The 12804-nt window shown below is 37.4% G+C and carries 12 protein-coding genes and 1 pseudogene; 2 read left to right on the forward strand and 11 right to left on the reverse strand.

What is annotated here, in order from left to right:
• Window positions 1–4: 4 nt before the first annotated feature.
• Entirely contained in the window at window positions 5–829 is an 825-nt protein-coding gene (locus ACHABW_RS08365; protein WP_435754893.1) for a DUF368 domain-containing protein, read from the reverse strand.
• Between the two features lie 152 nt (window positions 830–981).
• Here ACHABW_RS08365 and spoVB point away from each other — a divergent pair, with 152 nt between their 5' ends.
• Window positions 982–2532, forward strand: coding sequence for a stage V sporulation protein B (gene spoVB / locus ACHABW_RS08370; protein ID WP_435754894.1), 1551 nt, complete (start codon window positions 982–984; stop codon window positions 2530–2532).
• Window positions 2533–2681: 149 nt separating this feature from the next.
• On the opposite strand, the gene ACHABW_RS08375 is transcribed toward spoVB, so the two are convergent.
• Both ACHABW_RS08375 and ACHABW_RS08380 read right to left on the reverse strand, forming a co-directional pair.
• The gene (locus tag ACHABW_RS08375; RefSeq protein ID WP_407690417.1) at window positions 2682–3344 is read right to left on the reverse strand and encodes a DUF421 domain-containing protein; all 663 of its coding nucleotides are present in this window, start codon (window positions 3342–3344) and stop codon (window positions 2682–2684) included.
• Window positions 3345–3456: 112 nt separating this feature from the next.
• Complete coding sequence (locus tag ACHABW_RS08380) at window positions 3457–4746, reverse strand: ArsB/NhaD family transporter (RefSeq protein ID WP_435754895.1); 1290 nt, start codon at window positions 4744–4746, stop codon at window positions 3457–3459.
• Window positions 4747–4911: 165 nt separating this feature from the next.
• Between ACHABW_RS08380 and ACHABW_RS08385 the strand changes: the two genes are divergently transcribed.
• Entirely contained in the window at window positions 4912–5298 is a 387-nt protein-coding gene (locus ACHABW_RS08385; protein WP_110936801.1) for a TIGR04086 family membrane protein, read from the forward strand.
• A gap of 231 nt (window positions 5299–5529) precedes the next feature.
• Here ACHABW_RS08385 and yajC read toward each other — a convergent pair whose 3' ends face one another.
• The 8 genes and pseudogenes from yajC to ACHABW_RS08425 form a co-directional block, all read right to left on the reverse strand.
• Window positions 5530–5793: a preprotein translocase subunit YajC gene (gene yajC / locus ACHABW_RS08390; protein ID WP_110936802.1), complete on the reverse strand. Its 264-nt coding sequence runs from the start codon at window positions 5791–5793 to the stop codon at window positions 5530–5532.
• A gap of 221 nt (window positions 5794–6014) precedes the next feature.
• Entirely contained in the window at window positions 6015–7154 is a 1140-nt protein-coding gene (gene tgt / locus ACHABW_RS08395) for a tRNA guanosine(34) transglycosylase Tgt (protein ID WP_435754896.1), read from the reverse strand.
• A gap of 43 nt (window positions 7155–7197) precedes the next feature.
• On the reverse strand, window positions 7198–8226 hold the full coding sequence (gene queA / locus ACHABW_RS08400; RefSeq protein WP_435754897.1) for a tRNA preQ1(34) S-adenosylmethionine ribosyltransferase-isomerase QueA: 1029 nt from the start codon (window positions 8224–8226) through the stop codon (window positions 7198–7200).
• A 24-nt stretch (window positions 8227–8250) separates the two neighbouring features.
• Window positions 8251–8469 carry a DUF2905 domain-containing protein gene (locus ACHABW_RS08405; protein WP_435754898.1) on the reverse strand — a complete coding sequence of 73 codons (219 nt, stop codon included), beginning with the start codon at window positions 8467–8469 and terminating at the stop codon, window positions 8251–8253.
• On the reverse strand, window positions 8466–9467 hold the full coding sequence (ruvB, locus tag ACHABW_RS08410; protein WP_110936806.1) for a Holliday junction branch migration DNA helicase RuvB: 1002 nt from the start codon (window positions 9465–9467) through the stop codon (window positions 8466–8468). The genes ACHABW_RS08405 and ruvB overlap by 4 nt, the downstream gene beginning before the upstream one ends.
• A 39-nt stretch (window positions 9468–9506) precedes the next feature.
• Entirely contained in the window at window positions 9507–10127 is a 621-nt protein-coding gene (gene ruvA / locus ACHABW_RS08415; RefSeq protein WP_110936807.1) for a Holliday junction branch migration protein RuvA, read from the reverse strand.
• Between the two features lie 196 nt (window positions 10128–10323).
• Complete coding sequence (locus ACHABW_RS08420) at window positions 10324–10848, reverse strand: BofC C-terminal domain-containing protein (protein WP_435754899.1); 525 nt, start codon at window positions 10846–10848, stop codon at window positions 10324–10326.
• A 270-nt stretch (window positions 10849–11118) separates the two neighbouring features.
• Window positions 11119–12783 (reverse strand): annotated as a pseudogene (locus tag ACHABW_RS08425) (L-lactate permease).
• Window positions 12784–12804 lie beyond the last annotated feature (21 nt).

Below are 12804 nucleotides of genomic sequence, written 5' to 3' on the forward strand. Positions count from 1 at the left end.
GTCTTTACCTTAGCGTTGTTTGTTTAGAACCTAAGAAAAGTGCAATTGATGACCCTATTAAAAAAGTGATGATACATGGGATGATAACACCTACATCATTTTCCAAACCTGGATAAACTACAGTAACTGAACCTAACACAAGTCCAATAATTGCAGCATACGTCATATATGGATAGTGAAGTAATATGTGTTTTATAAATTTACTGCAAATAATAAATCCAACAAGAACACCAGCACCAATGATGATAATAACTGGAATATTAGGCGACGATATAGACAATGCTGACGTAGCTGTGAAATAAACACCAAACAGCAATAATACAAGAGATCCACTAATCCCCGGCATGAGCATGGCCATACTTGCCAACCAACCAGCAATAAAAAATCTGATGCCATTTTCAAATGTGAGATCTAGAATGACTGCCCCTTCTTCGGGCACGATGAAACCGAACAGTGTTACTAAAACAGTGGCCAATATTAAAACCAAATAGTGCCATATCGTAAAACTCGTTTTTATTTCTGCCATTCTCACTAACATGGGAACAATCCCCAAGACAAGTCCTAAGAAAAAGAATTGCGTAGGCTGAAAATGATTCTCCATCAACCAATTAATAATCTGACTAAAACCTAGTAGTGCAACAACGATACCTATCCCTAATGGAATGAGAAACGGAAGTTGCTTTCGCCAATCTTTACTGAAGAATCCGTTTATCGCAGCAATAAAATCACTATAAATCCCTAATAAAACTGCAATTGTCCCTCCACTAACACCAGGAATCAAATCACTGATCCCCATCATAATACCACGATAGATATTTTTCCAGTCCAACCTTTAACACCCGCCCTTTATATACTTCATCTCATACAAATTATAAAATTATTTAAAATATATACCCAAAGCTTGTCATGCTTGGCCACCTTTTCAGCATATACATCTTTAGCGGAAAAATCTAGGATTTTTCGAAGAAAGTAGGGGTGAATATGAGTAAACAAACTTTCTTAAAAGGTGCTGTGATATTAATCATCGCCGGGTTAATCACTCGTTTCCTTGGTTTCGTTAACAAAATAGTTGTTGCCAGAATTATGGGACCAGAAGGTGTAGGTCTTTATATGATGGCTGTTCCCACCTTATTACTAGTCATTACACTAACACAATTAGGGCTTCCCGTAGCAATTTCAAAGTTAGTTGCTGAGGCAGATGCTGAAGGTGATCGTCCACGTATCAAAAGAATCTTGGTAATTTCCCTTACCGTAACAGGGATTCTCAGTTTGATTTTCACTGCATGTATGATCATTTTTGCGCCAATGATATCTACCTATCTTCTTACAGACGAAAGAGCATATTACCCATTAATCGCAATTTCTCCTGTCGTGCCTATCGTTGCACTATCATCTGTTATTAGAGGGTATTTTCAAGGTCTGCAAAATATGAAACCTACTGCTTATTCCCAAGTCATAGAACAGGTTGTCCGTATTGCTTTCGTTGCAACATTTACGTCCATGTTGTTACCTTTTGGAATAGAATACGCTGCTGCTGGTGCAATGATATCGAGTGTGATAGGTGAACTTGCTTCGATTATTTTCATGATAACTGTGTTCAAAAAAAGAAAAACGTTTCGCTTTCGTAAACAATTTTTTTCTCATGTAAAAGATGGAAAAGATACCTTTGGTGATTTAATGGCTATTGCGTTACCTACAACCGGCAGCAAACTTGTTGGTTCCATCTCTTTCTTCTTTGAACCAATTGTCGTTGCGCAAAGTCTTGCAATAGCCGGTGTAACTACCATTCTTGCAACTACACAATACGGTGAGCTTGCCGGGTACGCAATTCCGATGCTTCTATTACCTACGTTTATCACTTATTCGCTTTCTGTGTCTCTCGTTCCTGCTATAAGCGAGGCCGCTATTGTAAAAAATTATGCACTTATTCATTACCGCCTTAGTCAAGCTCTCCGTTTCGCAGTGATTTCAGGTGGAGCAGCAGTCGTTGTCCTCTATGTTTATGCGGATCCGCTTATGGAACTGATCTATGAAGCTCCAACTGTTGCAAGTTATTTAAAGATCATGGCTCCATTTAGCCTCTTTTTATATTTTCAAGGTCCTCTTCAAGCGACACTGCAAGCTTTGAACCTTGCAAAAGCAGCAATGATGAACAGTATAATTGGTGCAGGAGTAAAAATAGCAGCTGTTTTCGTCCTCGCTTCCAGACCAGAGCTGGGGATTATGGGTGCTGCGTTAGCTATTGTTATTGGATTTATTTTGGTCACTCTTTTACACTTCGCCACTTTAGTGAAAGAGATTGGATTTACTTTAAACATAAGAGAACTTGCGAAAGTTATTCTAGCGATGATTATTAGTGGAATCATTGGTTATCTTTTATATACATCGATTTTAACTGGAACTGATTTACTTCTTAAAACGGCTATAAGTATTGTGGTAACAGGATTAAGCTACGCGATTCTTGTATTAGGGATGAACCTTATTTATCGAGAGGAATTAAAAAGGATTCCTTTTTTAAACAGGTGGATTTAATCATAAAAATTGGCTGTTTTCTAAAAATTTCTTTACTCGGAATAAGATGCTCGTATGATTTTAACTTTTAATTAATTAGGATTTCGAAAACAAAAAAAAGCTATCGAAAAGTTAGAATCAACTTTTCGATAGCTTTTTATAAGAAAACTTCAGTTCTTTACTTTCAAGTCAACAAAAAACGAACGATCTCTGTTAATGGAACAAAAGGATATTTGCCCAATCTGGTCATGGCCGAGTTTTTTCATCTCTTCCACCAACCACTCCTCTTTTTTACCAATTTCTTTTAGATGTTCCTTCTGAATTTTACCATCCTGGATCAACGGTAGTGGAAGAAACGGAGGCTCAGACCCCTCAGGTCTATTAAGGTCTTTCCGTATCACACTGAGGTCTCCAGATGGCTCTAATAACGCAAATTCTACATCCGATATATATTCAATATCTTTTTGTCTTAACTGAAGCATTAAATCGTCGAAGTTGTATCGTTGACTCCTCATTACTTTTTCATCAATTTTCCCCTGCCGTATAATCACAGATGGTTTCCCATCAATGAGCTTCCTGAGTCCCTGGCTTTTCAATGAAATGTAGGCAAGAGATATTTGGATCGTCATCAGAAGAAACATTGGTACAAGTTGATGACTGATAGGTACACGTGTATTTTCTATTGTCATTACAGCTAGTTCAGCTATCATTAAAGATATGACGAAGTCTACAATTGATAATTGACCGATTTCTCTTTTCCCCATCAGCCGGAAAACAATCAGTATAACTACGTAAATAACTACCGTGCGTAATATTATAATAAGGAGCTCCATTTCCATTCATGATATCCTCCCGCAAGATATAAATAGACTCTTTTTAGTGTGACCAAAAAGAGTCTAAACATGCTTTTCCGAGGATAACATTTTGGTTACGTATATACTTATATCACATGAAGTCTACCAAATACCGATAATACAAATAGATTGTAGAAATTACAAAAGATATAAGAGCCGTTGGAAGTCCTACTTTCAAAAAGTCCATATAAGTGAATGGCTGTTTTGCTTTTATTGCTAATCCTGCAACAATAACATTGGAACTTGCTCCTATGAGCGTTCCATTCCCACCAAGACACGCTCCTAAAGCCAGTGCCCACCATAAAGGATCTAAATTAGTCATGCCATATTCCTCAAATTCTAAAATAACCGGTATCATTGCTGCTACAAACGGAATATTGTCAACAAATCCTGAAAGAATTCCGGAAGTCCATAAAATTAATAAAGAGGTTTGGGGCACATCCCCTTCTGTATAATAGATGATTCCTCGTGCAATCTCATCAATAATGCCTACTTCCTTCAAACCTCCTACAAGCATAAATAAACCGATGAAAAAGAAAATAGTAACCCACTCAATTTTTTGAAAAATTTCTTCTGTTCCTTCATCATCATTCGTTAACAACATTAAAAGAATAGCACCAGCCATGGAAATACTCGTTAGTTCAACATATAAAAACGGCTGTGCAATAAACCCAACTGTGGTTAAGAGTAATACCGTAACCGATTTAAATAATAATGATTTTCTCGTTAAATATTTTTTTGGATTAATGCTCATGAGATTCTTTCTCTCCAACTCTCCTACAACAAGTTGGTTTTTATATAGAAATGAAACCCCGGTAATGACAACAATATAAATTACAAGCACAACGGGTCCCAAGTGAACCAAGAATGCATTAAAATTTAAATGTGCCACTGCTTGACCAATCATTAAATTTGGCGGATCTCCTATTAATGTCGCAGTCCCTCCTATGTTCGACGCAAGTATCGTTGATAGTAAATAAGGAATTGCTGTCACTTTTAACAAACTAGTCAAAGTAAGAACAATTGGGACGATTAACAAAACAGTAGTCACATTATTTAATAAAGCAGATCCAACAGCCGTCAGAGTTGAGATGACAATTAAAAGCGGTATTGGTCTGCCGCCCACCATTTTTGCCAGTGTGATGGCTGTAAATTCAAACAAACCACTTTTACTAGTTATGGAAACAAGTATCATCATAGATAAAAGTAACACGATTGTGTGCCAATCAATATGCTGCAAGAAAACACTGTTCAAATCCAGTACTCCCGAAAATAGCATTAATATACCACCAAAACATGCAACGAGAGCACGATTAAGTTTTTCAGAAATGATGAAAACATAGCTTACAACAAAAATAGCAAGTGCTAGAAGCCATTCCATTTTTTACCCAACCCTCCCCACGCTCCACTCATACATTGCATTCTATGAATAAAGGTGGACAAACATGTCACCAAAAACATTGATCTCTTGTATTCTTTAAAAAGCTCGTCTATTTTAACTATTTATGAATAGACTTTTATAAAAGCGGGAGAAGGAGGGAAATACATGTTTTCACATCGTTTTATTAGCAGTATCCTTTATGGGGTATTAACTATTTTCATTCTCGTGATTGTTGCAAGCTTCATGAGCTCTTTAGTTCTCAAATACACAAATGTTACGGAAGAGACATTCTTATGGATACTAATTGGTTTTTCGTTTCTGGCCCTTTTTATCGGTGGGTTTATATCCGGAGGGAAATCTGGTCAAAAAGGATGGTTTGCCGGAGCATTAACTGCTCTATTTTACACTACTTTAGTTTTTCTGACTCAGTACTTAAGTATGAATCAAGGATTTGATAGTCAACAACTACTCATGCATTTAGGATACTTCATCGTCGCTATTTTAGGAGGCATAATGGGTGTAAATGTCAGAGGAAATTCTTTTGCTGATTAGAAAAGCTTAAGTGCTAATCACTAAGAAAAACGCATAGCGTCTATTATTAAATGTACGATGTCTTCTGCCACCACCTTTTATAAGTGGCAAGGTGATCTTCCTTGCTACTTGCGGCTGAAGTCGTTGTCCGCCTAGAGCGGATTCGAGCTCTTCTGTTCGAAGGATAGAACAGGCTCTTAAAATACGTATTAAAAAATCGTCTCCCTTTTTAGGAAGACGATTTTTTTTGTATTAATCTTGATTAATAACTTCTCTGATTGACTGACGATCAAAAGTTAATTTATGCGTTCCATCAACATTAAGGACGATTCTAGCATCATCAATTGCATCAATTGTTCCATGTAAGCCGCCAATTGTAATGATTTTATCCCCTTTTTGAAGAGAACTGTGCATCTCTTTTACTTTCTTTTGTCGCTTTTGTTGCGGACGAATTAATAAGAAGTAAAAAATCGCAAACATTAGAATTAGTGGAATTAAAGCACCAAACATATCCATTCATTTCACCCCTTTCGATAATTAACACGATTACTATTTTACCATTTCAAGAAAAAAGCATGTTATATATGTTCTTTTCATCAAATGTCCTAAATATCGCTCCCGTACTATTGTAGACAAAGATACCACTGAAAATCAATTAAAAGAGTATAATTACCCTAATTTTTTTTATTTAACTATTTAATCTTCCTTTTTCATGGTTTCTTTAAAACAACACTTTTTTAAAAATTCTTTGCGTTCGGTTTATTGAAACCGTAAGCTTCGAAAAATTCTTCTCTGAAATCAAGTAAGCGATCTTCTCTAATTGCTTGTCTAACATTTTCCATCAATTGAGACAGGAAATATAAATTATGATAAGAGGTAAGTCTGAATCCAAAAGACTCCTTGCACTTAACAAGGTGACGAATATACGCTCTTGTATAATTTCGACATACGTGACAATCACAGTTTTCATCTAGTGGTCTGAAGTCTCTAGCATATTGAGCGTTGCGCACGACTAGTCGACCTTTACTAGTCATTAAAGTTCCGTTTCTCGCTATTCTTGTTGGTAACACGCAATCAAACATATCAATACCTCTTATTGCACCATCAATAAGTGAATCGGCGGATCCCACTCCCATCAAGTACCGCGGCTTATCTTCAGGTAAGAACGGTGTAGTAAACTCTAGAACTTGCTTCATCACATCTTTCGGTTCTCCCACTGATAATCCACCAATCGCATATCCAGGAAAATCAAGTGATACAAGATCCTCGGCACTTTTACGTCTTAAATCCTCGTACTCTCCCCCTTGAACAATCCCGAATAATCCTTGCTCATTCGGTCGGGCATGTGCTTCAAGACAACGCTCTGCCCATCGACTTGTTCGTTCAACAGAGTCGTTCATATACTTATATTCTGCCGGATAAGGTGGACACTCGTCAAAGGCCATCATAATATCCGGGCCCAGAGCATTTTGTATTTCCATTGATTTTTCAGGAGTTAAGAATAACTTTTCTCCACTTAAATGGTTGCGGAATTCGACTCCCTCTTCCTTTATATTTCGGAGCTCACTTAAACTAAATACTTGGAATCCGCCTGAGTCTGTTAGAATCGGTCTGTCCCAATTCATAAATTTATGCAAGCCTCCAGCTTCTTTTACAATATCTTCCCCAGGACGCAGCCATAAATGGTAGGTGTTACTAAGAATAATATTCGTATTCATGCTTTTTAAATCCTCAGGACTCATTGTTTTTACGGTACCCAAAGTACCTACAGGCATAAATACCGGTGTCTCAAAAGAACCATGAGGTGTGTGTACGATCCCAAGTCTTGCTCCTGATTGTTTACATGTCTTTATATGTTCATATGTTATAGCTGGCATGTCTATCTTCCTTCTTTCAATCTTTTTAATCTCACTATTATCACTAACAGATTAACATCGCATCTCCAAAACTAAAAAAGCGATAGTTATTTTTTATTGCTTCTTCATAAGCTTGAAGAATTTGTTCCCGTCCTGCCAATGCACTTACAAGCATCACTAACGTTGATTTAGGTAAATGAAAATTCGTCAATAAACCATCGATTGCTTGAAAATTAAACCCTGGATAAATAAAAATATCCGTCCAACCAGAAGAAGCTTTAAATTTACCATAATGATCTCGAGTAATTGTTTCTAAAGTACGTGCAGAAGTGGTACCTATTGCGAAAATTCTACCTTTGTTCCTTTTAGATTCATTTAAGATATTGGCTGTTTCTTCGTTCATTTGATAGAACTCTGAGTGCATTTGATGGTCATCAATATTATCGACAGAAACTGGTCTAAATGTACCTAATCCAACGTGAAGAGTGATATAAGCAATTTTTATCCCAGCCTCTTGCAAATTCTCCAGCATATTTTTTGTGAAATGAAGACCGGCTGTAGGAGCCGCAGCTGAACCTTTATGCTCTGCATATACTGTTTGGTATCTGTCTTTTTCCTCAAGTTGTTCCTGAATATACGGAGGTAGAGGCATTTCTCCTAACTGGTCCAGTATTTCATGAAAAATTCCTTTAAACTCAAATTGAATCATTCTTCTGCCTTCAGGAAGTTCTTCCATACATCGACCTGTTAATAATCCTTCTCCAAAATCAATGACAGTTCCCACTTTAACTCTTTTAGCGGGTTTAACTAACGCTTCCCAAATATGGTCCTCTTTTTCTTTTAATAACAAAAGCTCTATTTTTGCCCCTGTTTCATCTTTAATTCCAAATAACCGCGCAGGAATAACCTTCGTATTATTTAAAACAAGCGTGTCCCCTTGCTTTAAAAAAGATAGAAGGTCATAAAAATGATGATGTTCGCAAATTCCAGTATTTTTATCCAACACTAGAAGTTTAGATGCCTCTCTGTTTTTTAGAGGTGTTTGAGCAATTAATTCTTCCGGTAAATTATAATCAAATTGTGATACATCCATTTGTATAGTTCGTTCCTTTCTCTGTTAACGAAGCCTTCCAATAACATATAGAATCAAAGAGGCAACAATGCTGATAACAATAGATGTTACAATAGGAAAATAAAACGTGGAGTTTTTTCCTCGAATAATAATATCTCCAGGTAGTTTTCCCAGAGATAAATATTTTCCTCCCAGCTGCCAAATGATTCCAACGATAATAAGAATGACCCCTAATGAAATAAGCATTTTTGGTAGTTGACTCATGTTTTCGGCACCTCTATATTAAGATGTTCATAAACAAGCGGGGTAACCATTCTCCCCCTTGGAGTTCTTTGTAAAAAACCAATTTGCATTAAATAAGGTTCATAGACATCTTCAATCGTATGAGACTCTTCCCCTATGGTAGCCGCAATCGTATCAATCCCAACCGGACCACCTCGAAATTTTTCAATAATATTCAGCAATAATTTATGATCAATGTGATCCAATCCTAAATCGTCTACTTGAAGTAATTGTAAGGCAGTAGATGTAATTTCTTGATTTATTGTACCATCACCTCGCACTTGGGCAAAATCACGAATTCTTCTTAATATTCTGTTTGCTATCCTTGGTGTACCTCTTGAACGTCTGGAAACTTCCTCAGCCGCAGATGTTTCCAACGTGACATCCATCACGACCGCTGTTCGCTCAACAATTTCTTGTAACTCATCATGCGTGTAATACTCCAGACGGCTTACTACTCCAAATCTATCTCTTAATGGGGCTGAAAGCATCCCGGCTCTAGTAGTAGCACCAACTAATGTAAACGGCGGCAGATCAACTCTCACCGATCTTGCAGATGGTCCTTTCCCGATAACAATATCGAGAAAGTAGTCTTCCATAGCTGGATAAAGCACTTCTTCCACGGAACGATTTAATCTGTGAATTTCATCTATAAATAATACATCCCCTGGCTCAAGTGACGTTAAGACCGCCGCGAGATCCCCTGGCCTTTCAATTGCTGGTCCGGAAGTTGTTCGGAGATTCACGCCCATTTCATTTGCAATAATCATGGATAAAGTAGTTTTACCTAAGCCTGGAGGTCCATATAACAGTACGTGATCCAGACATTCCTGTCTCATTTTAGCCGCTTCAATAAACACGGTCAAATTTTCTTTTACTGTCTTTTGACCAATATATTGAGAAAGAGTCTGAGGTCTTAAACTATGCTCTTCAGAATCCTCATGACCTTGTGACTCTCCACTGACAATACGTTCTTCCATTTTATCTTCCCCCGATATATTATCTTATTTAAAAGATTATTATCGCTTCAACATTTCTTTTAAAGCTAACTTGATATACTGATCAGTGGACATCGTCTCACTGGCTAACTGTGGGTAAACTTTTTTAATTTCCCGGTCCACATAACCAAGTGCTTTCAATGCTTCCATCGCTTCTTCCAGCTCTTGATTACCTGATCGCTGCTTCGGTACCGAATGCTCTGAATGCGGTTGTGTCAAATCAAGCGTCAAGGTTGGCATAAGTTCTTCTAGCTTCCCTTTTAAATCCAAAATGATTTGACGCGCTGTTTTTTTACCTACGCCCGGGAATTTAATGAGAAATGCTTCCTCTTCATTTTCAATCGCTTCCACAACTAATTGTGGCTGTTCCGCCGCAACTATCGCCAATGCCCCTTTTGGACCTATCCCTGAAACCGAGAGAAGCTTTTCGAATAACCTTCTTTCTTCCCGGTGAAAAAAACCGTAAAGTCGAATTGCGTCTTCACGCACGTGTTGATATGTATACACCGTTACGGTTTCATTTATCGATTCTTCATAACGGTAAGGATTTCCACAATAAACTAAGTATCCAACATCTCTCACATCAATCACAATTGCTTCCCGTTCTATATTTATAATTTTCCCTTTTAAGCATTCTATCAAAGTTCTTCCTCCACTCGCTTACTGTAATTAATCTATACGAACACATATTTCTATTTTAGCACAGAAAAACGATCTATACGTTGGTAAGATGATGGAGTTGAAAGAAAAACTAAACTGCATAACAGTCTCTTGAAAAAACTTAGAGATGAAACATAGAAAAGCCGCCACAATCGTGGCAGCTTTTCATTTTACCGCATTAAAGTTCCATAGAGTACTCTTCATATTTCTTAAGTACTTGAATATAGTCCTCTTTGGAGGATACTGGAATACCTTCCAATAAAGACTTATAAAGCTGACTCTTTAATTTCTCTGTGTTTATTTGGAAGAATGATTGGATCACATCACTTCCATCTGGCTTTCCATGATAAATACTTAATGTTCCGTCTTCAGCAAGGCCAAAATAGCCATGCATCTTTAATAAAGGAGAAATATCATCTACATCTTGTCTGAAAATGATTTCTGACTGATTTTGATCTACAAGTTGCCATTCACTGTATCTGGACCAAAAATCCTCCATTGACCAAATGGTTTCCTCCAATTTTTCTTCGCTCATTTCCCCGTCTAAGTAAACTCTTTGTAACGTAACATCGACGTTATGAGGTTCCCCGGAAGTCAGAGAGTCCTTTGCTATAACAGAGAGATTCGCTCCAAAACTAAAGAATAAAGGAAGACTTAACATAAGAAATACCATGATTATTCTTGAAACTTTTAAAGCTCGCATTTAGCCGCCCCCTACTTTAAATCATGTTTTAGAATTACGACATATATGCATAGCATTAACTACTCATATTTAAATAATACATCTAAACTTATCATCAACTAAGAAAAACGCGTAGCATCTTTTGTTTGAAATGCTTTCTTAACCTTTGATTTTTTGAAAAGATCGAAGAAGCGAAGGCGGCGACTACCTTTTAAATTTCTTCCAGTACTTATATAAAACGATCAAAAATACTAGAAAATTAGATAATTTACGACTAGAAAACACCATATATTACCCAATTAAAAAAGCGTAAATTAGTCCTAAGGCTCCAGAGAAAAAGACATAATACAGCATTGGGTAGAAAGTGAGGCGAATAATTTCTCCTTCTTTGCCAAGAAGACCAACTACGGATGCTGCGGCTACTACATTTAAAACACAAATCATATTCCCTGCATTAGAACCTAATATTTGAAGAGCAATAATCAACGTAGGATCGATTGCTATTTGATCTGCGACACTGAATTGAAACAATGTAAACATCATATTGCTAAATGTAGCACTACCAGAAATAAAACTGCCTAGCGAACCGATAAGTGGCGAAAAAAATGGCCAGCTATTTCCCAGTGTTGCAGATGCTGCGTTGGCAAGTTCCATTGGCATACTCAGTAACCCTGCTCCATTCACTCCCTAATTTATGAAGATTCTAACCATAGGAACAGCTGTAAATAATGTTACTGCAGTTCCTACGATCGCTCGACTAGAGACACCCATTGCGTGTCCTAGTTGAGAAGCTTTCATTCCATGAACGAAGAAAGTTATCAATACAACAACAATAAAAACAGCTCCAGGTAAGTATAATGGCTCTAAAGATGCACTTATCTCTGTTCCTAGTATATAACTCCAGCCTAGCGTGAAACTCTGCAGCAAGCTTTTAAAAGGAAGAACCTCCAAACGAGTAAGTACAAGTAATACACCTACAGTAATATACGGTACCCAAGCTAAAATAAGAGGTAACTTTTTTCGGGGGATTACATCTTCCTCCAATAAACTTCCAATCCAATTAGATTCCCAGTTCTTTTTAGCAGGAAAATCCCATTTCTTCTCTGGAAGAAGAAATCCCTTTTTTGCTGCTGGAACTACAATTAAAAGACCGAACAAACCACCAAAAATGGCTGGAAATTCTGGACCTAAGAAAGCAGCAACAAGTAAAGCAGGAACGGTGAATGCAAGCCCTGAAAATATTGCGAATTTCCATATTTCCAGTCCTTCTTTGAACGAACGATTTTCTCCAAAGACTTTCGTTAAAATCATTACTAACAAAAGAGGCATAAAAGTACCCACAAAGATATCAATTTGCATCACCTGTAGTGATACGTCTTGAAGAAATTGATCCATACCAATTTCGTTAATATAAGGTGCTGCTACCGAAGCTATTCCTGTCCCTTGTTGTAACCCTTGTTCCACACCAACTATAATAGGTGTCCCTACTGCTCCAAAAGAAACTGGACTACTGTCTGCAATTAAAGCTAGAACTACTGCAGCAAGAGGAGGGAAACCTAGCGCTACCAGAAGTGGTGCTCCAATTGCTGCGGGTGTTCCAAACCCAGCCGCGCCTTCAACCAAAGCTCCAAAAAGCCAAGCAATGATAATTAATTGAACACGTCTGTCAGGACTAATTCTCATAAAACTGGTACGAATCGTATCAATTGCGCCACTCAGCTTTAAGGTATTCAGCAATAATATTGCCCCGAATACGATATATAAAATCGAAATACCAATAATAACACCTTCAAATACCGAAGCTGTTAATTGTACAATCGGAACCTTCCAATAAATGTAGGCTACCAACGCCGTTGCGACAAGACTTATTGACATTGCTTTAACTGCCGGCAAACGCATGATAATCAAAAATACGATGACTGTTAATACAGGAGTAAGCGATATAAGTATATCCATTAAGAAATCCCCTTCGGTAAC

It is taken from the genome of Salipaludibacillus sp. CF4.18 (genome assembly GCF_051262595.1).
GTDB lineage: Bacteria > Bacillota > Bacilli > Bacillales > Salisediminibacteriaceae > Salipaludibacillus > Salipaludibacillus neizhouensis.

What these genes read in the sequence shown, in the direction of transcription:
- ACHABW_RS08375 (WP_407690417.1), bottom strand. Translation starts at nt 3,344, where the DNA reads ATGGAGCTCCTTATTATAATATTACGCACGGTAGTTATTTACGTAGTT.
- queA (WP_435754897.1), bottom strand. Translation starts at nt 8,226, where the DNA reads ATGGATGTATCACAATTTGATTATAATTTACCGGAAGAATTAATTGCT.
- ACHABW_RS08380 (WP_435754895.1), bottom strand. Translation starts at nt 4,746, where the DNA reads ATGGAATGGCTTCTAGCACTTGCTATTTTTGTTGTAAGCTATGTTTTC.
- yajC (WP_110936802.1), bottom strand. Translation starts at nt 5,793, where the DNA reads ATGGATATGTTTGGTGCTTTAATTCCACTAATTCTAATGTTTGCGATT.
- ruvB (WP_110936806.1), bottom strand. Translation starts at nt 9,467, where the DNA reads ATGGAAGAACGTATTGTCAGTGGAGAGTCACAAGGTCATGAGGATTCT.
- spoVB (WP_435754894.1), top strand. Translation starts at nt 982, where the DNA reads ATGAGTAAACAAACTTTCTTAAAAGGTGCTGTGATATTAATCATCGCC.
- tgt (WP_435754896.1), bottom strand. Translation starts at nt 7,154, where the DNA reads ATGCCAGCTATAACATATGAACATATAAAGACATGTAAACAATCAGGA.
- ACHABW_RS08405 (WP_435754898.1), bottom strand. Translation starts at nt 8,469, where the DNA reads ATGAGTCAACTACCAAAAATGCTTATTTCATTAGGGGTCATTCTTATT.
- ACHABW_RS08420 (WP_435754899.1), bottom strand. Translation starts at nt 10,848, where the DNA reads ATGCGAGCTTTAAAAGTTTCAAGAATAATCATGGTATTTCTTATGTTA.
- ACHABW_RS08385 (WP_110936801.1), top strand. Translation starts at nt 4,912, where the DNA reads ATGTTTTCACATCGTTTTATTAGCAGTATCCTTTATGGGGTATTAACT.